At 65.7% G+C, this 23,423-nt stretch carries 24 protein-coding genes; 13 read left to right on the plus strand and 11 right to left on the minus strand.

All coding sequences use genetic code 11. The annotated features are described in order from the left end of the window. Positions 1-153: 153 nt before the first annotated feature. Genes ACV17W_RS16825 through ACV17W_RS16845 form a run of 5 tightly spaced genes read left to right on the plus strand, consistent with a single transcriptional unit; the run spans position 154 to position 4,860 of the window. A complete protein-coding gene (locus ACV17W_RS16825; protein ID WP_462593481.1) occupies positions 154-1,512 on the plus strand; it encodes an acyclic terpene utilization AtuA family protein in 1,359 nt (452 codons plus the stop codon). A 2-nt stretch (positions 1,513-1,514) separates the two neighbouring features. After that, positions 1,515-1,841 carry an AtuA-related protein gene (locus ACV17W_RS16830; RefSeq protein ID WP_462593482.1) on the plus strand — a complete coding sequence of 109 codons (327 nt, stop codon included), beginning with the start codon at positions 1,515-1,517 and terminating at the stop codon, positions 1,839-1,841. A gap of 9 nt (positions 1,842-1,850) precedes the next feature. After that, positions 1,851-2,768: an SMP-30/gluconolactonase/LRE family protein gene (locus tag ACV17W_RS16835; RefSeq protein ID WP_462593483.1), complete on the plus strand. Its 918-nt coding sequence runs from the start codon at positions 1,851-1,853 to the stop codon at positions 2,766-2,768. A 27-nt stretch (positions 2,769-2,795) separates the two neighbouring features. Continuing rightward, positions 2,796-3,767 carry a Bug family tripartite tricarboxylate transporter substrate binding protein gene (locus tag ACV17W_RS16840; protein WP_462593484.1) on the plus strand — a complete coding sequence of 324 codons (972 nt, stop codon included), beginning with the start codon at positions 2,796-2,798 and terminating at the stop codon, positions 3,765-3,767. A 7-nt stretch (positions 3,768-3,774) separates the two neighbouring features. Continuing rightward, a complete protein-coding gene (locus tag ACV17W_RS16845; protein WP_462593485.1) occupies positions 3,775-4,860 on the plus strand; it encodes an SDR family oxidoreductase in 1,086 nt (361 codons plus the stop codon). 41 nt (positions 4,861-4,901) lie between these two features. Here ACV17W_RS16845 and argC read toward each other — a convergent pair whose 3' ends face one another. Next, positions 4,902-5,828, minus strand: coding sequence for an N-acetyl-gamma-glutamyl-phosphate reductase (gene argC / locus ACV17W_RS16850; protein WP_462593486.1), 927 nt, complete (start codon positions 5,826-5,828; stop codon positions 4,902-4,904). A 110-nt stretch (positions 5,829-5,938) separates the two neighbouring features. Between argC and ACV17W_RS16855 the strand changes: the two genes are divergently transcribed. Beyond that, entirely contained in the window at positions 5,939-6,850 is a 912-nt protein-coding gene (locus tag ACV17W_RS16855; protein ID WP_462593487.1) for a LysR family transcriptional regulator, read from the plus strand. A 17-nt stretch (positions 6,851-6,867) separates the two neighbouring features. Here the strand turns inward: ACV17W_RS16855 and ACV17W_RS16860 are convergent, their stop codons facing one another. Then, positions 6,868-7,263, minus strand: a complete 396-nt coding sequence (locus tag ACV17W_RS16860; protein WP_462593488.1) for a RidA family protein — start codon at positions 7,261-7,263, stop codon at positions 6,868-6,870. A gap of 142 nt (positions 7,264-7,405) precedes the next feature. Here ACV17W_RS16860 and ACV17W_RS16865 point away from each other — a divergent pair, with 142 nt between their 5' ends. After that, positions 7,406-8,335: a LysR family transcriptional regulator gene (locus tag ACV17W_RS16865; RefSeq protein WP_462593489.1), complete on the plus strand. Its 930-nt coding sequence runs from the start codon at positions 7,406-7,408 to the stop codon at positions 8,333-8,335. Between the two features lie 12 nt (positions 8,336-8,347). On the opposite strand, the gene ACV17W_RS16870 is transcribed toward ACV17W_RS16865, so the two are convergent. The 3 genes from ACV17W_RS16870 to ACV17W_RS16880 are packed head-to-tail and all read right to left on the minus strand — an operon-like array spanning position 8,348 to position 11,461. Beyond that, positions 8,348-9,280: a ketopantoate reductase family protein gene (locus tag ACV17W_RS16870; protein ID WP_462593490.1), complete on the minus strand. Its 933-nt coding sequence runs from the start codon at positions 9,278-9,280 to the stop codon at positions 8,348-8,350. A gap of 11 nt (positions 9,281-9,291) precedes the next feature. Further along, positions 9,292-10,476, minus strand: coding sequence for a mandelate racemase/muconate lactonizing enzyme family protein (locus ACV17W_RS16875; RefSeq protein ID WP_462593491.1), 1,185 nt, complete (start codon positions 10,474-10,476; stop codon positions 9,292-9,294). A 16-nt stretch (positions 10,477-10,492) separates the two neighbouring features. Continuing rightward, on the minus strand, positions 10,493-11,461 hold the full coding sequence (locus ACV17W_RS16880; RefSeq protein ID WP_462593492.1) for a Bug family tripartite tricarboxylate transporter substrate binding protein: 969 nt from the start codon (positions 11,459-11,461) through the stop codon (positions 10,493-10,495). A gap of 124 nt (positions 11,462-11,585) precedes the next feature. Between ACV17W_RS16880 and leuC the strand changes: the two genes are divergently transcribed. The 3 genes from leuC to ACV17W_RS16895 are packed head-to-tail and all read left to right on the plus strand — an operon-like array spanning position 11,586 to position 14,661. Beyond that, on the plus strand, positions 11,586-13,034 hold the full coding sequence (gene leuC, locus ACV17W_RS16885; RefSeq protein ID WP_462593493.1) for a 3-isopropylmalate dehydratase large subunit: 1,449 nt from the start codon (positions 11,586-11,588) through the stop codon (positions 13,032-13,034). Beyond that, positions 13,034-13,642 carry a 3-isopropylmalate dehydratase small subunit gene (gene leuD, locus ACV17W_RS16890; RefSeq protein WP_462593494.1) on the plus strand — a complete coding sequence of 203 codons (609 nt, stop codon included), beginning with the start codon at positions 13,034-13,036 and terminating at the stop codon, positions 13,640-13,642. Before leuC ends, leuD begins: the two co-directional genes overlap by 1 nt. After that, on the plus strand, positions 13,630-14,661 hold the full coding sequence (locus ACV17W_RS16895) for a LacI family DNA-binding transcriptional regulator (RefSeq protein WP_462593495.1): 1,032 nt from the start codon (positions 13,630-13,632) through the stop codon (positions 14,659-14,661). The genes leuD and ACV17W_RS16895 overlap by 13 nt, the downstream gene beginning before the upstream one ends. 25 nt (positions 14,662-14,686) lie before the next feature. Here the strand turns inward: ACV17W_RS16895 and ACV17W_RS16900 are convergent, their stop codons facing one another. After that, entirely contained in the window at positions 14,687-15,583 is an 897-nt protein-coding gene (locus ACV17W_RS16900; protein WP_462593496.1) for an AraC family transcriptional regulator, read from the minus strand. A gap of 180 nt (positions 15,584-15,763) precedes the next feature. Between ACV17W_RS16900 and ACV17W_RS16905 the strand changes: the two genes are divergently transcribed. Both ACV17W_RS16905 and ACV17W_RS16910 read left to right on the plus strand, forming a co-directional pair. Further along, a complete protein-coding gene (locus ACV17W_RS16905) occupies positions 15,764-16,519 on the plus strand; it encodes an SDR family NAD(P)-dependent oxidoreductase (protein ID WP_462593497.1) in 756 nt (251 codons plus the stop codon). 79 nt (positions 16,520-16,598) lie between these two features. Continuing rightward, positions 16,599-17,462, plus strand: coding sequence for an MBL fold metallo-hydrolase (locus ACV17W_RS16910; protein ID WP_462593498.1), 864 nt, complete (start codon positions 16,599-16,601; stop codon positions 17,460-17,462). A 36-nt stretch (positions 17,463-17,498) separates the two neighbouring features. Here ACV17W_RS16910 and ACV17W_RS16915 read toward each other — a convergent pair whose 3' ends face one another. The 5 genes from ACV17W_RS16915 to ACV17W_RS16935 form a co-directional block, all read right to left on the minus strand. Next, positions 17,499-17,951, minus strand: coding sequence for a carboxymuconolactone decarboxylase family protein (locus tag ACV17W_RS16915; RefSeq protein ID WP_462593499.1), 453 nt, complete (start codon positions 17,949-17,951; stop codon positions 17,499-17,501). A 227-nt stretch (positions 17,952-18,178) separates the two neighbouring features. Next, positions 18,179-19,600, minus strand: coding sequence for a MocR-like pyridoxine biosynthesis transcription factor PdxR (gene pdxR, locus ACV17W_RS16920; RefSeq protein ID WP_462593500.1), 1,422 nt, complete (start codon positions 19,598-19,600; stop codon positions 18,179-18,181). A 31-nt stretch (positions 19,601-19,631) separates the two neighbouring features. After that, positions 19,632-20,297, minus strand: coding sequence for an FMN-dependent NADH-azoreductase (locus ACV17W_RS16925; RefSeq protein ID WP_462593501.1), 666 nt, complete (start codon positions 20,295-20,297; stop codon positions 19,632-19,634). Continuing rightward, positions 20,294-20,740 carry an N-acetyltransferase family protein gene (locus tag ACV17W_RS16930; RefSeq protein ID WP_462593502.1) on the minus strand — a complete coding sequence of 149 codons (447 nt, stop codon included), beginning with the start codon at positions 20,738-20,740 and terminating at the stop codon, positions 20,294-20,296. The genes ACV17W_RS16925 and ACV17W_RS16930 overlap by 4 nt, the downstream gene beginning before the upstream one ends. A 142-nt stretch (positions 20,741-20,882) precedes the next feature. Continuing rightward, entirely contained in the window at positions 20,883-21,677 is a 795-nt protein-coding gene (locus tag ACV17W_RS16935) for a helix-turn-helix transcriptional regulator (RefSeq protein ID WP_462593503.1), read from the minus strand. A gap of 215 nt (positions 21,678-21,892) precedes the next feature. On the opposite strand from ACV17W_RS16935, the gene ACV17W_RS16940 reads away from it, so the two are divergent. Further along, positions 21,893-23,338: an MFS transporter gene (locus tag ACV17W_RS16940; RefSeq protein WP_462593504.1), complete on the plus strand. Its 1,446-nt coding sequence runs from the start codon at positions 21,893-21,895 to the stop codon at positions 23,336-23,338. Positions 23,339-23,423 lie beyond the last annotated feature (85 nt).

Below are 23,423 nucleotides of genomic sequence, written 5' to 3' on the forward strand. Positions count from 1 at the left end.
ATCCGGTAATGCAAAAAAAGTATTACGGAAATGTAAATATATCATTTTGCACATTAGGGGCGGGTGCGCATACTGCCGGGGTGGATCAAGCCGTCGGCCCCGCCGGCGTGCGGCGGCCCGGCCATGGCGGCTGGGCATCGAGGGGGACCCTGCATGAATGAGTCGCGCAACCGGTTGCGCATAGGCGTCGGAGCCGGCATGGCCGACGACAGAATCGGCCCGGCCCTGCAACTGCTGCAGGACTGCGAGCTGGACTATCTGGTTTGCGAGTGCCTGGCCGAGCGCACGATCGCCCGCGAGACGTTGTCGCGCCAGCATGATGGCGCGCGCGGATACAACCCCATGCTGGAAGAACGCATGCGCGCCTTCCTGCCGTTGTGCCAGCAGAATGGCGTGCGGCTCGTGTCCAATATGGGCGCGGCCAACCCGGTGGGCGCGGCCGAGGCCGCCCGGGATATCGGCAAGGCGTTGGGCTGGAACGATTTGCGGTGCGCCGCTGTAGTGGGTGACGACGTCATCGAGCGCGTGCGCGTGCATCCGGAATTGCAATTGCTGGACAGCGGCCGGCCGTTGGAAGACTTACTGCCTCGGCTGGCTTCGGCCAATGCCTACCTGGGCGCCGACATCGTGCGCGAGGCACTGGCCACCGGAGCGCAGGTGGTGATGACGGGACGGGTGGCCGACCCATCGCTGTTCGTGGGAGTGGCGCTGCATCACCATGGATGGTCGTACGACGACTTGCCGCGCCTGGCGGCTGGCACCATGATGGGTCATCTGCTGGAATGCTCGGCGCAGGTCACCGGTGGCTACTTTGCCGACCCCGGCAAGAAAGACGTGCCGCGGCTGGCCGAGCTGCCTTATCCCTACGCCGATCTCTACAGCGACGGCGAGCTGTTCATCGGCAAACCGGAAGGTTCCGGAGGGCGACTGGACCGCATGACCTGTACGGAACAGGCCTTGTACGAGATCCACGACCCCGATGCCTATATCACCCCGGACTGCGTGCTGTCCCTGCAAGGGCTGAAGTTTGAGGCGCAAACGCCCGATCGCGTGGCGGTGCGCGGCATGCGGGCCCGTCCTCGCACCGACAGCTACAAAGTCGTGGTGGGGTATTTCGATGGCTGGATCGGCACGGGCGAGGTCGCCTACGCCGGCGTGAACGCCATCGCCCGCGCGCAACTCGCCGCCGACATTGTGAAAGAGCGCTTCCTGCGGGATGGGGGCGTGGCGAGCGAGTTCCAGGTGGACCTGATCGGGCTCAGCAGCCTGCACGGCAGCCACGCAGCCGCGCTTGCCAGCCAGCCCTATGAAGTGCGCTTGCGCGTCGCCGCGCGCTGCCCCGACAAAAAGAGCGCGCATCTGCTCGGCGACCACGTGCGGCAGTTGAACATGCAGGGGCCGTACGGCGCCGGAGGCCCGGTGAACCTGGGCGCCAAAGAAATCATCGCCGTGGACGCGGTGCTGATACCCCGCGATTGGGTGCGGCCGGAAGTCGCGACGGTAGGAGCATAGCCATGGGCACCCTGGTTTACGATCTGGCGCACGCTCGCGCGGGCGACAAGGGCAACACTTCCAGCATCGCCGTCATTGCCTATGACGAGGCCGGATGGCAGGTCCTGCGGCGTTTGCTCACTGCCGACCTGGTAGCGCGGGCGTATGCGCACCTTGGCGCCGTTTCCGTAAGGCGCTACGAGGTGGAAAGCCTGATGGCGCTGAATTTCGTCATTCCCAATGTGCTGGCGGGCGGCGTGACGCGATCGTTGCGCCTGGACCCCCATGGCAAGTCGCTGAGCGCACTGATGCTGGGCATAGAGCTGCCCGGCGACAGCGCGCAGGCTTGAGAGGCATCTATGTATCCCCCGGCAGAATTGCTGCAGACGGAAGTATTCGCCCGCCTGCCTGAATCCTTGTACCTGACCGAGCAGCCCTCTACCTGGCTTGCGGCACGCCACGCACAGATGCATTCGTTCCTGGAAGGCCCGGCCTTCGACAGGGACGGGAATCTGTGGTGCGTCGACCTGGCTCACGGGCGCGTCCTGCGAGTCGACCCGGACGGCCGTTTCGAGGTGGTGATCAGTTACGAGGGCGAACCCAATGGCCTGAAGATCCACCAGGACGGACGCATTTTCGTCGCTGACCACCTGCATGGCCTGATGTTGCTGGACCCGCAGGCGCGCACCATACGGCCGTACCTGGGCCATGTGCAGCGCGAGGCGCTGCGGGGCCTCAATGACTTGTTCTTCGCTTCCAACGGCGATCTTTATTTCACTGACCAGGGCGAAAGCGCCCTGAACAACCCGTCGGGACGCGTATTTCGGTTGCGCGCCGATGGCAAGACCGTTGACCTGCTGATGGACGGCCTGGCCGGACCGAACGGACTGGTGCTCAACAAATCCGAGAATGTGCTGTACGTGGCCATTACCCACGACAACGCGATCTACGCCTTGCGGCTGGAACCCGACGGCACCATGAAAAAGGCCAGCCGCTTCATTCAGCTTTCCGGCAGCACGGCCGGGCCTGACGGACTGGCGCTGGACGAAGCGGGGAACCTGGCCGTCGTGCACGCCCAGGCCGGCACGGTGTGGCTATTCAGTCCGCTGGGTGAACCGCTGTATCGGATCCGTTCCTGCGCCGGCCTGCGCACGACCAATGTGGCCTTCGGCGGGCCCGACCGCCGCAGCCTGTACATCACGGAAGCCGAGCAGGGCGTCATTCTGCGAGCCCGGCTTCCGCACCCGGGCAGGCAGATGTATTCCCATATCGATTAAGACCTACATCCTTACAGGAGACACCTCATGAAGCTGAAGCGCATCATTGCCGGACTGGCTTTCGGGCTGGCGGCGACCACCGCGGCGCAATCGGCCCCCGCATGGCCTGCCAAGCCCGTACGGTTGATCGCCACCTACGGCCCGGGCAGTTCGATCGACATCATTGCCCGCCTGATCGCGAAGCCGCTGTCCGAGCAGCTGGGGCAACCCGTCATCGTGGAGAACAAGCCGGGCGCCGGCGGCGACCTGGGCACCGACTTCGTCGCCAAGGCCGACAAAGACGGCTACACCATCGGTTTTGCCTCGGCCGGCCCCATTACGGTGAACCCGAATGCGCGGGCGAAGATGCCTTACGACTCGATGAAGGACCTGGCGCCGGTCGCCCTGGTGGCCACCGGCCCGAACGTCATTCTGGTGAATCCGTCGCTGCCGGTGAAGAACCTGCAGGAACTCATCGCCTACAGCAAGGCCAACCCGGACAAGGTGAGTTATGCGTCGGCAGGCATGGGCACCAGCGGCCACATCGCGGGCGAGATGTTCCAGCACCTGTCGGGCGCGACGATCCTGCATGTGCCCTACAAGGGCAACAGCGAAGCGATAACCGACACGCTGGGCGGGCGCACCTCGATGGTGATCAGCGGTGTGCCGCCCATTCTTTCATTTGTGAAGTCCGGGCAGTTGCGCGCAATCGCCGTGGCGGACACGAAGCGGTCTGCGCTGCTGCCCGACGTGCCCACCGTGGCCGAGGCTGGGCTGCCGGGCGCCGAGAGTGTGGCCTGGTACGGAATTGTCGCGCCGGCGGGGACGCCCGACGACATCCTGGAACGACTGCATGACGAGATCAACAAGGCCGTCGCCACCCCCGAGGTGCAGGAAAGGTTCACCAACCTGGGAATCGTGGCGGCGTCGGATACGCGGGCAGACTTCGGCAAGCGCATGTCGGACGAACATGCACGCTTCAAGGAACTGTTCAAGCAGATCAATCTCGTGATGGACTGACGCCAACATGTCGCGCACCGTACTTATCACTGGGGCCAGCGGCCTGGTCGGTACCGCCGCCGTCGACGCATTCCTGAATGCGGGATGGCAGGTGATCGCCGTGTCGCGGCGGCGGCCGGAAGTGTTCAGCAAGAGGCCGTTCACGCACCTGGCGGTCGATCTGCAGGACACCGAGGCGTGCCGCGCCGCCTTTGCTTCGATGCCGCAGGTGACTCATGTGGTCTATGCAGCGGTGTACGAGAAGCCCACGCTGATTTCGGGCTGGCGGGATCCGGAACAGATGTCCACCAACCTGGCGATGATCAAGAACGTGATCGAGCCGCTGGCGGATGCAGGCGGCCTGCAGCACGTTACCTTGCTGCAAGGCACCAAGGCTTACGGGGTGCACCTGCATCCGATCCGCATCCCCGCGCGCGAGCGCGAACCTCGCGACGACCACCCGAATTCATACTGGTTCCAGGAAGACTATCTTCGCGAGCAGGCGCAGGCGCTCGGATTCGGATGGACGATATTCCGCCCGACCATTGTGCTGGGTCCGAACATCGGCGTCGCAATGAACACCATTCCGGTGATCGGCATTTATGCCACGCTATGTCGGGAAGCGGGGCGGCCGTTCAGCTATCCGGGCCACGTGCCGTATCCACGCGAGGCCGTGGACGCCAGGCTCATCGGCGATGCAGCCGTCTGGACCGCCGAGCATCCGCGCAGCTGGGGGGAACACTACAACCTGACCAATGGCGAAGTATTCAGCTGGCACGACCTGTGGCCGGCGCTGGGCGAATTCCTGCACGTCGAGCCCGGTCCGGACCAGCCCCTGAGCCTGGCAGAGTTCCTGCCCAGCTGCGCCGGCCAGTGGCAGGGGATTGTGCAGAAGTACGGGCTGCGGCCGCTGAGCATGGACCAGTTGCTGGGCCAGTCGCACTATTCGGCGGACGCCCGGTTCGGGTACGGGTTGAAGGCCGCACCGGCCCCGGCCTTTGTCAGCACGGTGAAGATCAAGCAGGCGGGTTTCAACCAGGTGTACGACACGGAGCAGTGCGTGAAGCACTGGCTGAAGGTGCTGCAGGACCGCAGGATCATACCCGCGGTGTAATGCAACGGCCCGGGGGCGAGGCGCGTGGGGCCGCAGCCGGGTCAGTGCGCCAGCATCAGGTCCAGGTTCTGCACGGCCGCGCCTGAGGCGCCCTTGCCCAGATTGTCGAACACCGCGGCCAGCAGCACCTGGCCATGCCCCTCATTGGCGAACACGCCCAGGTGCAGGTCGTTGGTGCCGTTCAGTGCCTGAGGGTCGAGCTGGGTCATGGCCTGCGCCTGGGCCAGCGGAATCACCTTCACATGGGCCTGGCCGGCGTAGTGGTGCTCCAGGCAGGCGTGCAAGGAAGGGCCACTGGCGTTGCCCGGCAGCAGGCGCAGATCGATGGCGATGGTGAGCACGATGCCCTGCCGGTAGGCGCCGTAGGCCGGCACGAACAGGGGGCGATGCGCCAGCCCGGCATGGGCCTGTATTTCCGGCGTGTGCTTGTGTTCCAGCGCCAGGCCGTAGACCTGCGAGGGCGCGACGGCAGGCGTGGCGGCCGACTCGTGTGCTTCGATAGCGGCGCGCCCGCCGCCTGAATAACCGGAAATGGCATGGATGGCCAAGGGGTAGCCGGCGGGCAGCATTCCCGCCGCCACCAGGGGGCGCAACAGGGCAATGGCGCCGGTGGGATAGCAGCCGGGATTCGTCACCCGCTTTGCGGTGGCGATCCGTTGAGCCTGGTCTGGCGCCATCTCGGCAAATCCGTACACCCAGCCATTCTGCGTGCGATGCGCGGAACTGGCGTCAATGACGCGCACCCGTGGATTCTGGATCAAGCCTACCGCCTCGCGAGCAGCGTCGTCGGGCAGGCAAAGAATGGCGATATCGCTGGCGTTGATGGCCTGCCCGCGCCGCCGGGCGTCTTTGCGCTCGGAGGCCGGCAGCGTAAGCAACTGCAGATCGGCACGCCCGCGGAGCCGCTCATGGATCTGCAGGCCGGTGGTGCCCTGGTCGCCGTCGATGAAAACAACAGGAGCTGTCATGATGAGGTTCAGTATGGGAAAGATATCGCCTCTATGATGTGCGCCGTTCTAAAATAAGAAAAGTTGAATTCACTGATTGTGTAATTCATGAAAACTGAACAGAGGGCGCCATGCGCGAAATCAGCCTGGACCGGCTACGCACCTTGCTGGCCATCGCCGACCTGGGATCGTTCGCAGCGGCCGCGAAACAACTGCATCTGGCGCCGCCCACGGTCAGCCTGCACATCGCGGAACTGGAACGCCGGGTTGGCGCTTCGCTGCTGACGCGCCAGCGGGGCAATGTGCGGCCTACCGCGGTGGGCGATACGCTGATCGAGCGGGCCCGGCGGCTGCTGGCCGAGGTGGAATCGACGCTGGACGACGTGGGACGGCAGGTGCAGGGCCTGGCCGGCCGGGTGCGACTTGGGGCGTCCACGGGCGCCATTGCACACTTGCTTCCCCGGGCGCTGGAGCGCCTGCGTGCACGGCATCCGGATATCGACGTGCAGGTCGCCGTACTGACCTCGCAGGAAACGCTGATGCGGCTATCCCAGGGCAAGCTCGACATCGGGCTGGTGGCACTGCCGCAGGCCGCCGTGGCCGGACTGACCATCCGTCCATGGCGCCGCGATCCCGTACTGGCATTCCTGCCGGCCGATTGGCCGGCGCCGGCGCAGATCACCCCCGGATGGCTGGCCGGCCGGCCGTTGATCCTGAACGACGCCAGCACGCGGCTGTCCCGGCTGACTGCTGAATGGTTTGCCCAGGGCGGCGTGCGAGGGGTGCCCCGCATCGAATTGAACTTCAACGATGCCATCAAAAGCCTGGTTGCGGCAGGCTATGGCGCGGCGCTGTTGCCGCACGAAGCTGGCGCGCCCGACTGGGATGCGCGCATCGCCACGCGCCCGTTGCGGCCTGCCGTCTGGCGCGAGCTGGGTCTGGCGTATCGTGCGCAGCCGGCCGAGCGCGCCACCCAGCATGTGCTCGATGCCTTGTGGGAAATGAAGGCGCAAGGCCGCAGCGGGCGGCGGCCCGCAGTCTGACGCCGGGCAGAAGCCGCTCAGTCCTGAGGCACTTTGGCGATGACCTTGATCTCGAAATCGAAACCCGACAGCCACGTCACGCCCACGGCCGTCACGTTCGGGTACGGAGCCTCGCCCCAATAATCCTGGACGGTTTGCCAGATGGCTTCGAATTTCGAATCGGGGTCGACCATGAATACGGTGACGTCGACCACTTCGTCGAAGGACGTGCCCGCTTCGTGAAGAATCGCGTTCAGATTCTTGAAGGCGAGGCGCACCTGTTCCTGCAGATCCGGCTCGGGAGACCCGTCGGCCCGGCTGCCCACCTGGCCCGACACAAAGAGAAAGCCGTTGGACCGCACGGCCGGCGAATAGCGGTGGCGTTCGTAGAGCGCGTGGCGGTCTGGGGGGAAAACAACATCACGTTTGGGCATGAAAGCACCTCTTGGCGGACCCGCAGGCCCTTCAGGTTGATCGATGATTGGTACTCTATCGGCGCACGGCCTCCTGATAAACGGGCAAGCTCGATCCGCACTGTTTGTAAAATGCAAACAATCCTGAAACCGGAGCCCAGCGATGGACCGTATCGACGCGATGCAGGCGTTTGCCCGGGTGGTGGAAACCGGCAGCTTTACCAAGGCGGCGCAGACCCTGCACATGAGCAAGACCACGGTGACTCAGCTGGTGCAGCAGCTGGAAGCGCGCCTGCGAGTTCGACTGCTGAACCGCACCACGCGCAAAGTGAATGTCACGGCGGATGGCGCGGCGTACTACGAGCGGGTCGTACGCCTGCTGGCGGATATGGACGACGCCGAAACCAGCCTGTCCGGGGCCGCCGCCACGCCGCGCGGCAGGCTGCGAATTGATGTGCCCAGCCCCTTGGCACGCATGATCCTCATTCCGGCATTGCCGGAGTTCCATGCCCGGTATCCGGATATCCAGCTGCACATGGGGGTCAGCGATCGGGTCGTGGATCTGGTCGACGAGAATGTGGATTGCGTGCTGCGCGGCGGGACCGTCACGAACCTGTCGCTGGTGGCCCGGCATGTGGGCGACCTGCCTCTGGGCGTTTATGCCGCGCCCGCTTATCTGAAACTGGCCGGTAATCCCGGGCATCCGCGCGATTTGCAGGGCACCCACCACCGCATCGTGGGCTTTCTGTGGCTGCGCACGCGCAAGGCGCTGCCGTATGCCATGCACAGGGAAGGCGAGCGCGTCAGCGTGCAGGGCCGATATGCGCTGGCCGTCGATGACGGCAATGCGTATCTCGCCGCAGGGCTGGCCGGCATGGGCATCCTGTGGTTGCCCGATTACATGGCCGAGGCGCATGTCCAGCGCGGCGAACTGGTTCGCCTGTTCGACGACTGGCAGCTGGACCCCATGCCTATGTATCTGGCGTATGCCCCCAACCGCCACGTCAGCGCGAAGCTGCGCGCGTTCATCGACTGGGTGGTCGAATTGATGGAGCGTACCGCGCCGGTGCGGCGCGGGCCCGCCGCACGCTAGATGGAGGAGGGATCAGTGCCGCGACGCTGCCGCGAAGGCCGACTCACGCTGCTTGACCAGGGCGGTCAGTGTTGCGTTGACGGGCGCGGCCTGCCCGCATTTGGCCGCCTCTTTCGGGATGGCGCCATTGATGTAATCGATTTCGCTGACCTTGCCACGCTCGTGGTCGAGCATGACGGACGGTTTGGCGTCGGGGATGCGTGAGCCGAACGCCTGTATGTGCGCGACGGGATCTTGCACCGACAGGGCAACGCCGCGGGCTTTTGCGATGGTCCAGGCTTCGGTGGCCGCGGCCTGGCTGACCCCCGCCATGCTGGGATCGGTCATGACCTGGCCGACGGTCAGGCCGCTGAGGGTGCAGGGGGCGCTGTAGGCGACGTTGCAGATCAGTTTCTCCCACTGCATGGCGGCGACGTCCCGCACCGATTCGGCATTGAAACCGGCGTCCTGCCAGGCGGCAACCACGCGCTCCAGGGCGCCGGGGTCCAGGTTGGTGTAGGCGCCCATGCGCACGGCTGCCATGCCGTTGTGATGGACGTGGCCGGGTTCGGGCAGCGATGCGCCGAACGCCGCGGCGATGCCCACCGCCAGGCGTTCGGGGCCGACCGCCTGGGCCACATCGTCGGCGCTGCCCAGGCCATTCTGGATAGTCAGCACGGTGGTGCCGCTGTGCAGCAGGACGCGCGCCTGCGTGGCCGCCTGGGCCGCCTGGGCCGCTTTCGAGGCGATGATGACGAGATCGACCGTTTCGTCGGGCACTTCGGCGAAGGCGCGCACGCGCACGCGCCTGTCGCCGCTGGCGCCAGTGATGTGCAACCCATTCTGCTGGATGGCCCGGATGTGTTCGGGCCAGCGGTCGATGACCAGCACATCATTGTCGCGGCTGCCCAGCAGGCCGGCGTAGACCGACCCCATTGCCCCGCAACCCACTATCGCGATTTTCATGCCGTGCCTCGTCAATTGCCCGCGTTCAGTTGTTTCAGATAGGGAACCAGCTCGGTTTTCTGCTCCAGGCCGAAGCCCGGCGCGTCCGTCGGGCTGACGTAACCGTCGCCCAGGCGGCAGCTGGATGCGTATCCGCCGAACGGCTGGAAGACGCCAGGATAGGCTTCGCATCCCCCGAGGCCCAGCCCGGCGGCCACGTGCAGGTTGATGAGATGCCCGCCATGCGGGTGCATGTGGCTGCGATCAAATCCGTGCGCCTCCAGCGCCCTCACCATGAGCAGGAACTCGGTGATGCCGTACGCGAGGCCCGGATCCATCTGGAACACGTCCAGCGATGGCCGCATGCCGGCGTAACGCAACAGGTTGTTCACGTCCTGCACCGAAAACAGGTTCTCACCGGTGGCGATACGACCCGGATATGCCTGGGCGACCTGCCGGTTCAGATCATAGTCCAGGGGATCGCCGATTTCTTCGTACCAGCGCAGGTCGTACGGCGCAATGGCCTCGGCGTAGGCCAGTGCGGTGTGCAGGTCGAAGCGGCCGTTGGCGTCTACCGACAGTGCGCTTCCCGCGCCGACCACGCCGATCGCCGCTTCAATGCGACGGATGTCGTCGGCCAGGGCCGCGCCGCCGATTTTCATCTTGAACTTGGTGAACCCGGCGTCCTGGTAGGCGCGGAACTCTGTCTGCAGGCGCTCGATGCCATCGTCGGCGTAGTAATAACCCCCGGCCGCGTACACCGGCACCCGCACTTCTTGAGTCGAGCTGGCGATGGTGCGGCCGGCTGCCCGCGCCAGCGTATGGCAGGCGGGCTCGTCTTCCAGCTTGGCGTTCAGGTCCCAGAATGCCAGCTCCAGCGCGCCCACGGCCGCGGCCCGGTCGCCGTGCCCGCCCGGTTTCTCGTTGCGCATGAGTATGCGCGACACGCGTGCCGGATCGAACCGTGTGCCGCTGGCGTCCAGCAGATCTTCCGGCTTGGCGCCCATCAGGCGGGGAATGAAACGCTCTCTGAGCAGGCCCGACTGTGCGTAGCGGCCGATGGAGTCGAACGCATATCCCACCACGGGTTTCCCGTTCCGCACGACATCGGTGCTGACAGCCACCAGCGAGATGGTGTGCTCCGCGAAGTTGACCAGCGAATTGGCGATATTGCCTTCTAACGGAACGGAAAGCTCCCGGACTGCGGTGATACGCATGACTGCTGCTCCTGCGCTATTGGATCTTGATGTTGGTGGCCTTGATGGTCTCGGCCCAGCGTGCAATGTCTGCGCTGAGGCGTTTGGCGAAGTCCGCGCGCTCGTCCGACACCGCAATGGCACCGAGGTCCTGCATGCGCTTTTTCATCGCGGGGTCGTTCAGAATCTCGGCCAGCGCGGCCTGCAGCTTGTCGAGCACGGGCGCGGGGGTGCCCGCCGGCGCCATGAGGGCATACCAACTCGGCGAGTCGTAGTCCGCGACGCCTCCTTCCTGCACAGTGGGCGTGTCGGGTGTGCCGGCAAAACGTTGCGCCGAGGTCATGGCGATGGCCTTCAGCTTGCCGTCTTTGATCAGCCCGTCCACGACCGGCATGGCGGTGATGAGCAGCGGGATCTGGCCGGACACGACATCACCGACCGCCTGGCTGCCGCCCTTGTACGGGATATGGACCAGCTTCATCCCGGTCTTGTACGCCAGCAGTTCGCCGGACAGATGGCCCATGCTGCCCGCGCCGGCCGACCCGAAGTCCAGCTCCTGCTTTTTGCCCAGCTCGATCAGCTCCGGAATGGTGTTGGCCTTCAGTGTCGGCGTGGCCACGATCACCAGGGGCACGACCGCTACCCGGCTGATCGGCGCGAAATCACGCTCGGGCGAGAACGGCAGGTCGGGATACAGCGTGGGGTTGATGGCCATCGTGCCGTCGGCGGCCAGCAGCAGCGTGTAACCGTCGGGCGCCGCCTTTGCCACGGCATCACTGCCGATGTTGCCGTTGGCGCCGGGGCGATTTTCGACCACCACAGGCTGTCCGAGTTTCTCTGCCAGCTTCTGGCCCACCGCGCGTGCCAGGACGTCGCTGGTGCCCCCCGCTGAAAAAGGCACGATCAGGCGGATTGGCCGGTCGGGGTAAGTGGGTGCGGCAACCGCGCAGGCGGTGGCCGCCACGGCGGCGCTCAGGGCCCAGCTCAGTCGGGAAAGCAGCTTCATAGGTGTCTCCTGGTCATGTTTTTGTAGTGCACACGTTTGCATTAATGTACGATGTGTCTTGGCGGTTGGCAAGAGCTTGAGGAGCAAATGCCCCGACAAACACATTCATATTCGAGGCAAACGTATGCATCAAGAGCGACTCGGAGCGCAGCCGCAGTCTGACGGGGCCCAGGCGCGCGGACCCCGGACGGCGTTCGATAAGTTATGGGACGCGCACCGCGTGGGCCAGACGCCCGACGGGCGCTCGATCATCTTCATCGACCGCCATCTGGTTCACGATCTGTCGAGCCCGCAGGCGTTTGCGGGGCTCGTGGATAGCGGCAGGGTCGTGCGCAGCCCCGAGCGCACCTATGCCATGGCCGACCATATTGTGTCGACGGAGCCCGGCAGGTCCGACGAAACCGTACCCGGCGGCAAGGCCATGATTGTGGCCTTGCGCAATAACGCCGAACGGTTCGGCATCCGTCACTATGGTATCGGCGACGCAGACCAGGGCATTGTGCACGTGGCGGCACCCGAGCTGGGCCTGGTCGTGCCTGGCATGACGGTGGTATGCGGCGACAGCCATACCTGCACGCTGGGGGCGCTTGGCGCCTGGGCCTGGGGCATCGGCACCTCCGAGGTCGAGCATGTGCTGGCCACCCAGACGCTGGTCATGCACCGACCGCGATCGATGCGGCTGACGTTGCACGGCCGGCTGCATCCGGATCTCGGCGCCAAAGACCTCGCCCTTCACGTGCTGCGCCGGCTGGGCGTGCAGGGCGCAGCTGTCGGCTTTCTGGAACTGGCGGGCGAACTGGTCAGCAGCCTGCCGATGGAAGCGCGGATGACGCTATGCAATCTGGGTATCGAGTGCGGCGCCCGCACGGCCTTCATTGCGCCGGACGCCGTAACGCTGGAATACCTGGACCAGCGGCTGCCTGCGCTGGCCGGTGACCCCCATGCGCGGCAGCAGTTGCTGAGCGTGCGCTCTGACGACAATGCGCGGTACGACGTGGAGCAATCCCTGCGGCTCGATGTGGATGCGCCGCAGTTCACCTGGGGTACCAACCCCAGCCAGGTCGTGGGTCCGCATGAGCCCCTTCCGGCGCCCCAGGACGCGGCGGACGCGCCCGCGCGGCAGGCGGCTCAGCGCGCGTACGAGTACATGGGACTGCAGCCGGGCAGGCCTTTACACGGGCTGCCCGTGCAGCGGGTGTTCATCGGCTCTTGTACCAACGGCAGGCTTTCCGATCTGCAGCGCGCCGCGCAGGTCATCAGGGGCCGCCGTGTCCACCCGGATGTGCGGGCCTTGGTGGTGCCCGGGTCGCAGCAGGTCAAGCGGCAGGCGGAAAGTCTCGGCCTGGACCGCATCTTCATAGAGGCCGGCTTCGAATGGCGCGAGTCGGGGTGTTCGATGTGCGTGGGCATGAACGCCGACCGGGTGGCCGCAGGCGAGCGCTGTGTATCGACCTCGAACCGAAACTTCGAAGGCCGGCAGGGCCCAGGCGCCCGCACCCATCTGGCCAGCCCCGCCAGCGCGGCGGCCGCGGCCATCGCCGGCGCCATCATTGATCACCGGGAGCTCGGCTGATGCAGGCGTTTCGTAATCACCATGGAATCATGCTGCCCATCGATCGCGACAATGTGGATACGGACGCCATCGTGCCGCAGCGTTGGCTCGTCACGGTTGAGCGCAAGGGCCTGGGCCAGGGCCTTTTTGGCGCGTGGCGCTATCAGGAGGACGGGCAGCCCGCCGCCGGGTTCGTGCTGAACCGGCCCGAATATGCCGGCGCTTCAGTGATTGTCGCGGGCGCCAATTATGGCTGCGGCTCGTCTCGCGAACACGCCGTATGGGCGCATCTGGACTATGGCATACGGGCCATCGTCGCCTGCAGCTACGGCCCGATTTTCTACGAGAACTGCCTGAAAAATGGCTTGCTGCCCGTGATCCTGAAGGAGCACGAAGTGCGGAGCCTGATGGCGCACGCATTGCAGGGCAACGGTGCTGCCGCGCTAGTCGACCTGGAGCGCAGCCAGGTGAAGGGCCCTGACGGCGTGGTTTATGATTTCACGATGGATGCGGGGCGCCGCCAGTCTCTTCTGGACGGAATGGATGACATCGCCGCCACATTGGCTCAGCGCGAAGAGATCGACAGTTTCGAGTTATGGCAGCGAAGAACAAACCCGTGGCTAAGCTGAACGCCGGCGCCAGCGTCACGATCAAAGACATCGCCAATCGCCTGGGAATGGCCTACAGCACCGTTTCGCGCGCTCTGGCCGACCATCCCAAGATCAGTGCCGACACCCGCGCCCGGGTGCGCGAACTGGCGCAGGCCATGGGCTACGTACCCAATGGCCCGGCGCGCAACATGAAGAACATGCAGAGCCCGGTGGTGGGCGTCATCATTCCCGATATCCAGAACAGTTTCTATGCGTCCATCGCCAAGATCGTCGGTGACGCCGCCACCGAAAGAGGCCTGCAGCTTGCGTTGAGCGTCACCGAAGACAACCCTGAGCGCGAGCTTCAGGACCTGCGCGCCTTCATGGTTTCGCGAGCGGCGGGCATCATCATCACGCCCACTGCGGCGCCCAAGCCGGAAACACTTGCACTGCTGGGCGGCATGCGCGCAGCGCAACTGGTCCGGCAACATCCAGGCATCCAGAAAGAGGCGGTGGTGATCGACGACGCGTCGGCGATCCGGGCTGCCACCATGCACCTGATCAACTACGGCCATCGCCGCATCGGCTACGTGGGCACCACGACGGATTTCAGCTGTGGAGTCGACCGCCTGAGCGGCTTCACCTCTGCGCTGCAGTCCAAGGGCCTCAAGCAGGACTTCATCTCGGTCGGCCTGCCACGCCCTGAATTCGCGCACCATGCCGTACACGCGATGATGAGCCGGCCCGATCGGCCCAGCGGGCTGGTGGTGGGCAGTTCCAGCCTGACCATCGGCGCGCTTAAAGCCCTGCGCAGTCTGGGCCTGACCGCCCCGGCCGATGTGTCTCTGGTGGGCTACGGCGATCCGGAATGGTTCGATCTGGTCGGAGAAGGCCTGACGACGGTCTCGCTTCCCGTGCAGGCGATGGGAACCTATGTGATCAGTTCATTGCTGGCCCAGATCGACGGCCGCGCGCAGTTTGAAGGGGCAGCGGCGTCGGCGTCGCGGTTCCCGGCCTCGCTCACGGTACGGGGCTCCACGCGTCCATGGCAGGCCTGAACGCCTTGCGCGCCCGTCGCGCGGGTCAGGCCGCCACGGCTTCCAGGTCGCGCCGGACGGCCTGAGCATCTTTGCCCGGAGGCCGGCCGAACATCCGGCGATATTCGCGTGTGAACTGCTGCACGCTCTCGTAGCCTACCGAATAGGCGGCGTCGCTGGCTGATCGGCCTTCGGCCGTCAAGAGGCGCCGGGCCTCGATCAGGCGCAGTTGCTTCTGGAACTGCAGCGGCGACAAGGAAGTGGCCGCCCGGAAATGCTGATAGAACGCCGAAGGGCTCATGCCTGCGGCGTCGGACAGTTTTTCGATGGGGAGAGGCTGGGCGTACTCGGCGCGCATCAGCGCAACCGCCCGCGCGACACGCTGGGTGTGGCTTTGCGGCCATCCCAGCTGCCGTATGGCACGCCCGTGCGTGCCTGCCAACAACCAGTAATGCATCTCTCTGACCAGCTGCGCTCCCAATACCGGCACGGCGGCGGGCCGCTCGAGCAGCCTGATCAGGCGCAGGGCGGCGTCAATTACCTCGATATCCGTGGGTTCGACCTTGACGGCCGGACCCTGCGGGTCGCGCGGGCCCTGCATTTCCATGGCCAGCTGCGCCGTCAGCTGCAGGTCGAGCTCGAGCACAACCGACAGGTACGGCCGATCGGCGCTGGCTTCGACGATCTGGCTCACGGTGGGGACGTGGCCGGTGATCAGCAGCGAGTCGCCCGCGCCGAACGAGTGGGTCTGGGCGCCCATCGTCACCTGTTTGCGGCCCTGTACGACCAGGCACGCCATGGGTTTCGAGATCGCGTGGTCGAGCCCGCTGGGACTGGCCGCCCGCACCACGGCAAGTTCGGGAATGGGCGTGGGGATCATCGCGGCGGCGCCGGAGTGGGCGTCGGCATAGCGTTGCACGGCCTGCAGCAGCGTGTTGTTCATGCGTTCCCCATCCAGGTACGTTTGTGCAACGCTTATCGTAGCGGGTTCGGCCCGGCGCGCGGATATTTTGTAGAAACAGGCCAAAGTTCGCGAGGATCAGGCCACAGGCTAGAGGGGCAGGAACCGCAGAATGTGTCCCGTTGGATCTTTCTTCATTTTTCTTCTTCCTGGAGCCTCATCATGAGCAAAATTTCTTTGGTTACCGGCGGCAGCCGTGGCCTGGGCCGCAACGCGGTGCTGAGTATCGCGCGCAAAGGCGGCGATGTGATTTTTACCTACCAGAACCGGGAGGCAGATGCCTTGCAGCTGGTGGCCGAGGTCGAGCGGCTGGGCCAGACTGCGATTGCGCTGCGACTGGACGTGGGCGAGGTGGCCGGATTCGACACGTTTGCCGGGCAGGTAAGAGAGGCCTTGCAGCAAACCTGGGGGCGAGACCGCTTCGATCATCTGGTCAACAATGCCGGGCACGGCGATATGGCCCCGCTGTCGGAGATGAGCGTTGCGGCTTTTGACAAGCTGGTGGATGTGCATTTCAAGGGCGTCTATTTCCTGACGCAGAAGCTGCTGCCGCTGATTGCCGACGGCGGCCGCATCGTGAATCTGTCGTCGGGACTGACGCGTGTCAGCGCCCCGGGGTGGTCGGCATACGCCGCCGTGAAAGGCGCGGTTGAGATCCTGACGGTGTACATGGCCAAAGAACTGGGAAGCCGCGGCATCGCGGTCAATGTCGTGGCGCCGGGCGCCATCGAAACAGATTTCCTGGGCGGGGCCGTGCGCGATACACCGGAATTCAACCAGCATTTCGCCGCCATGACGGCGCTGGGCCGTGTAGGCGTTCCGGACGACGTCGGCCCCATGATCGCAAGCCTGCTATCCGAGGACAATCGCTGGGTCAATGCACAACGCATCGAAGTGTCGGGCGGGCAGGGTATCTGATCCCGCCGGCGGGGGGAATGTACACGGCCGATGTAATGCCTGTTAAGGTAGAACGCTCGTTGGAATGCAGAGGTCCGACATGGCGCAACCGGCATCGATCCAGGCTTTTTTCGACGAAGCCACCAACACGGTCAGCTATCTGGTCACCGATCCGCACAGCGGGCTGGCGGCAATCATCGACCCGGTACTCGACTACGACCATCGATCGGGCGAGTTTTCCACGCGATCGGCCGACGCCCTGGTGGCAGCAGCCCGCGAGGCGGGCGCCACCATCGTCAAAGTGCTGGAAACGCACGTGCACGCCGATCACCTGAGCGCGGCGCCGCACGTGCGCGCCCTGACCGGCGCGCGCGTCGGCATCGGCGCTCGCGTCAGCGAGGTGCAAAAACTCTTCCAGCCTGTGTTCAATCTGCCCGATCTGTCATGTTCGGGCGCAGAGTTTGACGAGCGTTACCAAGACGGTGAGGAATTCTCCATAGGCGCGCTCGCGGTGCGCGTATTGCACACACCCGGCCACACGCCCGCATGCGTTTCTTACCTCATTGGCGATGCAGTGTTCGTGGGCGACACGCTGTTCATGCCCGACTACGGAACGGCGCGCGCGGACTTTCCCGGCGGCGACGCGCGGGTACTGTACCGGTCGATACGCCGCTTGCTGGACCTGCCGCCGAGCACCCGGATATTCACCTGCCATGATTACAAGGCCCCCGGCCGCGACTTCTATGCCTGGGAAAGCACCGTGCAACAGCAGCGCCTGCGCAACGTGCATGTGCATGAGGGCGTGACCGAAGTCGAATTCGTCAGCATGCGCGAGAAGCGTGATGCGACCCTGGCAGCTCCCGCCTTGCTGCTTCCATCGCTGCAGGTGAATCTGCGTGCGGGTCGACTGCCCGACCCCGAGTCGAACGGCCTGCGTTATCTGAAGATACCGTTGCGATCGTGACCCGGCACCCGAGAAAGCGCGCCCCGTCCGTCCGGCTCAGCCCTGGGCGGCTGCCGGCGGCACCCGGAAGCCCACGCCCAGGCGGTTCAAGGCGTTCATCAAGCCTATGGCATAGGTGAGATCCGCCAATTCTTTTTCGTTGAATTCGTGCGCGGCCGCGGCATAGTCTTTATCGGGCACGGCGGTCATGGCCACATTGGTCACCGTTTCCGCCCACGCCAGCGCCGCCTGTTCGCGCTGGGTGAATACCTTGCCGGCTTCACGCCACGCCGGTACCAGCACCAGCTTGTCGACCGGCAGCCCCTGCTTGAGCAGGTCGCGTGAGTGCATGTCGATGCAGTATGCGCAGCCGTTGATCTGTGAGACGCGCAGGTAAACCAGGTTGACCAGTTCCCGGGGCAGGCCGCATTTCTGCAGATAGGCGTATACGCTGCGAAAGGCCTGATAGCCGTCGGGTGACACGCGGGCGTAGTCCAGGCGTTGGGTCATGGCAGACTTCCTGTAGAGGGGCGATGGCGGCCATCATCGCGCAAGCTGGTCCAGTTGATAAGGTCCAAGTCCGGAGTTTTGGACTGGGCCATGTGCGGGCGGCCGCCGAAGCCTTCGGGGCGGACCGCCGTTGCCGTGCCCGTCCCGATTACGCATCGGCGAGGGGCGGGCGCACGCCAGAGGTCGCGCGGCGCGTCACGCGCTCGCGGGCGTACCGCCGCGTTGCGTCAAAGCAGCTCGAGAATGCGCTCGCCCAGGGCTTCGGCACTTTGCTGGCTGTCGATATTGGTAAAGCCCAGCAGCAAGGCCCGATGGCGGTGGGCAAGCGACGTCCATTGCGTCAGCGCTTCGGCGTACATGCCCTGTGCGCGCATGCGTTCGGCGAGCCGCCTGTCCGACAGGCGGCTGTTGAGCCTGACGATCAGATGCATGCCTCCGGGCTGCGAGTCGATGCTCACGTGGCGGCCAAGTACATTCGAAAGGCCGGCGGTGACGCGCTGGCGCCGTTCGGCGTACAGCGCTCGCATGCGTTGTATGTGCCGGGCGAAGTGGCCTTCGGCGATGAACGCGGTGACGGTGGCCTGGGTGAGGTGCGGGCTGCCGGCTGTAATTACCTGGCTCATCTGGTCGAAGCGTTCGACAAGGGCTTCGGGCACCACCAGGTATGCGAGACGAATTCCGGGGAACAGCACTTTGCTGAATGTGCCTGCGTATACGACTCGGCCATCGCGGTCCAGGCTTTTCAGGGCAGGAAGAGGGCGGCTGACGTAGCGATATTCGCCGTCGTAATCGTCTTCGATGATCCACGCGCCCGCTTGCCTGGCCCAGTCCAGCAGCGCCATGCGGCGCGGCAGGGCCAGGGATACCGATAGGGGACTCTGGTGCGCCGGCGTCACCACGGCCGCACGCGCGCGCGGGGCCGCCTCGACCCCGGCGGAAACCACGATGCCCTGGTCGTCGACCGGCACCGGCACGGCGCGGATATGCATGAGCGCCAGCAGCGCACGGGTGGGCGGGTAGCCCGGGTCCTCGACCCAGGCGGCGTCGCCGCTGGTCAACAGCGCATGGCAGGCCAGTTCCAGGCTTTGCCGATACCCTGACGTGACGAAGACCTGTTCAGGCATGCAGGTTATTCCGCGCGCCACGTTCAGATAGGTCGCGATTTCGGCGCGCAAGGCGCAGAGCCCTGCAATGGCCGGATGCCCCATGTCGGCAGCTTGCATGCTGCGTGCGGTGCGGGCCGCCAGCCTGGCCCAGATCTTTCGGGGGAACGCGTCGAGCGCCGGCACCCCCATCTGGAAAGGCCGCAGGGCGTCGGGGCGGGTGTCGGCTGGGGGCGGCCGTGCAGGCAGTGCGGCGCGTGGCAATCGGGCGGGACCCTGGGGCCGGAGCCCCTGCGCCACCACCGTCCCGGCCTGGCCGCGCGCCTGGGTGTAGCCTTCGGCCATCAGCAGCGCATAGGCCGCCTCGACCGTGCCGCGCGCCAGCCCCAGTTCGTCGGCCAGCGCGCGGGCCGACGGTATGCGTTCGCCCGGCGCCAGCAGCCCGGCATGGATGGCGTGACGGAACCGGTGATAAATCTGCCGATAGTAAGGCTCGGCTGCTTTGGGCTCGAGAGGCAAAAAGCGGCCGGCTTTTGCTGCCGCCATGGCATCCACCTGCGCAAACGTGTGCGAAAAATTATAAGTCGGCGGGAACCGCTATGCGGGTGGAGCCCGGGCGGTCAGCGGCCACCGCGCTGAAATGCCGGGTGACATCGGCGCGGCATGCTGCCCGCGCGGCTTGCAGCGCCGCCGGTTCGCCCGCCGTTCCTTCAACCGAGAAAAATGTGATGTCGTGAATGCCGATGGTGTTGAGGACGGCCCTCAGGTAGGGCGTCAGGAAATCGGGCTGCCGCGGCGATGGGCCTGAGTACGTGCCACCGGCTGATACTGCGATGTAGGTGGGTCGGTCTTTCAGTGTGCCGACTTTGCCGCGCCGCGTGGGCTGGAAGCTTCGGTGTACGCGCACTACGTGGTCGATCCATGACTTGAGTGTGGAAGGCACGGTGTAGTTGTGCATGGGCGTCGCGATCACCAGGCCATCGGTCTGCTCGAGCTCGCGGATCTTCTGTTCCGACTCGGCCAACGCGCCGCGCTGGTCCAGGCCAGCTGGCGGCGCATAGCCCCCCAGTACGCGGGCGTAGTCATGGTCGACGTGCGGGGCGTCGCCGCCGGAGAGCTGCCGGTCTGTCACGCGGACGCCAGGATGGCGGGCCATGAGATGCGCGAGTATCTCCTGGCTGAGGCGATAGCTTTCCGACTCTTGTGCACGCGGGCTGCAGGAAATGCGCAGGATGTGCTTCATGATGCTTCCGTGTCGATGGGTTTCGAGAAGCGCAAGGCGCCCGTCATCAGGCCCTGGCGAAAATAAAAGCGCTGGGCCAGCGCATTCGCCAGACCGGTGTCCAGCACCAATTGCGCGCACCCCTGTTGCGCCGCGATGCGGCCGAGCTCGTCCAGCAGCCGGGCGCCATGCTGGTGGCTGCGACAGTCGGCGCGGGTTACCAGGTCATCCACATACAGGAAAGGGCCGTAGATCAGGTTTTCCTGCAGGCGATAGCCCGCCACGGCCACCACGGCGCCATCCTGCCAGGCGGCCAGCATGCGGTACTGCTGGGCGCTCATGCGCTGCAGGCGTGCCTCGAAATCGGCGTGCGTGCGCAAATGCGGGCGGAGTTCCTGCATGACAGGCAGGCAGGCGCGCCGGTCTTCCAGGGTGTGGGCATGACGGATCGAGACATCGGACACTGCGATTGCTCCGGTGGGTGGCGGTTCCGCCCAGCTCGGGGCAGGGTTCGGATCCGTATCGTGACCCGCCCATGCTAATGGCGCCATGACGCAACAGGAAGGGCCATAAATCGCAATTCTGACTGGGCCATGATGGCGGGCCTCAGACCGGCGCGGCGAAGTACACCACCATTTTCAGGTGCATGTGTTCATCGACGACCAGCGTTTCGTGCTCGAACCGGAGCGCCTGCCCGCGGCCGTCCAGCACGGTGGCAATGCCACGTTGGGCCACATGGTGGCCCGGCGCGTCCCAACCGTGCCGGAAGGCGGGCGAAAGCAATCTCAGGTCGTCGACCAGCGCCCGCATGACCGGGTCTTCCGGGGCCACGGCCAGGTCGTAGCGGAACTGCGCGAGCAGCCTCGCTGTGTCTTCGTGCCAGGCGGGCAGCCGGCGACGCATGGCAGGGTCTGAAAATGCCATGCGCAACAGGTTGCGGTCGGCCGGCGGCATGTCGGCGAATCCGAAGAGACTGTGCGCGGCGCCGTTCCATGCCACCACGTCCCAGCGCAGGTTCTGCACGTAGGCCGGACGCGGCAGGTCGTCGAGCATCAGCTGGACGCGGGCCGTGACGGAGGACTTCTGCCGCGCCTCGGGCGGGGGTGGCCGTCTGTGTGCCAGCAGGAACAAATGGCTGCATTCGGCATCGTCCAGCCTGAGTGCATGCGACACCCTCAAGAGAAACTTCTCCGACACCTGGATGTGCCGCCCCTGCTCGAACCATGTGTACCAGGTCAGGCCGACGCCGGCCAGCGCCGCGACTTCTTCACGCCGCAATCCGGGCGTGCGCCGGCGTTCGGTGGCGGGCAAACCCACATCGGCCGGCGTGAGCTTCTGGCGATGGCGGATCAGGAACTCGGACAGCTCATTGCGAGTGCGTGCCAGGCTGCGTTCGCGCATCGGTATTGCCATCGGTAATAGGATAAAAACTTAAATTGTCATAGGAGCATGTTGCATGGAAGATGCGGTTCCCGCAATCGCGCCAGCGAACTACGCCCATGCCACATTCCGCGCCCGCCGTCCCATCCCCCGCGCCCGCCGCTGTGCGTCCCGGCCCCCAGAAGGCCGGCCTTCGCGCCTGGGCGGGTCTCGCCCTGCTGTCCCTGCCAACCATCATGCTGGGGATGGACCTCACCTTGCTGCATTTCGCCTTGCCCGCCCTGGCGCTGGACCTGCAGCCCTCCAGCACGCAAGCGCTATGGATCATGGACGCCTACGGTTTCATGATTGCGGGGTTCTTGATCACCATGGGCACGCTGGGGGATCGCATTGGCAGGCGCAGGCTGCTGTTGACGGGCGCCGCGGCGTTCGCCATCGCGTCCGTGGCGGCGGCCTATGCCTCCAGCGCCGCCATGCTGATCGCGGCTCGGGCCGCCTTGGGCGTGGCGGGCGCGACCTTGATGCCGTCTACGCTGGCCCTGATCAGCAATCTGTTCGCCGACCCGCGGCAGCGGGCGCTCGCCATAGGGGTCTGGGCCACGATGTGGGGGGTCGGTTCGGCGCTGGGGCCGCTGGTGGGCGGGCTGTTGCTCGAACGGTACTGGTGGGGCGCTGCCTTTCTGATCGCGGTGCCGGTGGCCCTGCTGCTGGTCGTTCTGGCGCCGGTGCTATTGCCGGAATACCGCAGAAGCCGCAGCGAACCGCTGGACCTGCCCAGCGTGGCGCTGTCGTTGGCCGCGATGTTGCCAATCGTCTACGGCGTCAAACAGTTCGCCAAGTCCGGCGCCGCGCCGGCCGCGCTGCTCGCCGCGCTGGCCGGCCTGGTGTTTGCCTGGCTTTTCATCCGGCGGCAACGCGGCCTGACCGATCCGCTCCTGGACCTGCGGCTGCTGGCTGATCGCACATTCAGTATCGCGCTGGTCGTGCTGCTGCTCGCCTTGATGGCAATCGGAGGCACGATGCTGTTGGTGGCGCAGTACCTCCAGCTGGTGGCGGGCTTTACGCCGGCCGCCGCGGGGCTGTGGATGGGCGTGGCGGCACTGGCGATGATCGTCGGCGGCGTCGGCGCGCCGCTGCTGGCACGCGTCGTACGGCCCGGATGGGTGGCTGCCGGTGCGCTGGCCTTGTCTGCGCTCGGGTATCTGATGCTGTCCCAGGTGGAGCCGGGCACTGCTGGCGTCGCCATCGCCGTGGGTGCGTTGGCCTTGGCCTATCTGGGCAATGGCACGATAGCCGCGCTGGGTACCGACCTGGTGGTGAGCGCGGCTCCCGCCGACAAGGCGGGAGCAGCCTCCGCCATGACCGAAATGGCTCAGGACCTCGGAATTTCGCTGGGCATCGCGGTGTTGGGCAGCATTGCCGTCGCGGTGTATCGCCACACCATGCTGGGACATCTGCCCCTGGCGCTGGACCCCGAGGTGCAACAGGTGGTGGCCGACAGTCTGTGGGCCGCATCGTCGGTGGCCGCGCAGTTGCCCGAGGGCCTGATCGATCGCGCGCGCGCGGCGTTCGTCGACGGGCTGAATGGCGCAGCGGCATTCAGCGCCATCACCGTGGCGGGGCTGGCCGCTCTGGCCGCAGTGTCGTTGCGACAGGCGGGGCCTCGATCCGGGGACGATTGAACATCGAGGCGGCACGGATGTGCCGGCGGGCATACTCGCGCGCAGATACGCACGCGCCGAACAGGCTCGGACGGGCCGACCTGCC

Source organism: Bordetella sp. MIP270_01_BMS (assembly GCF_054958705.1).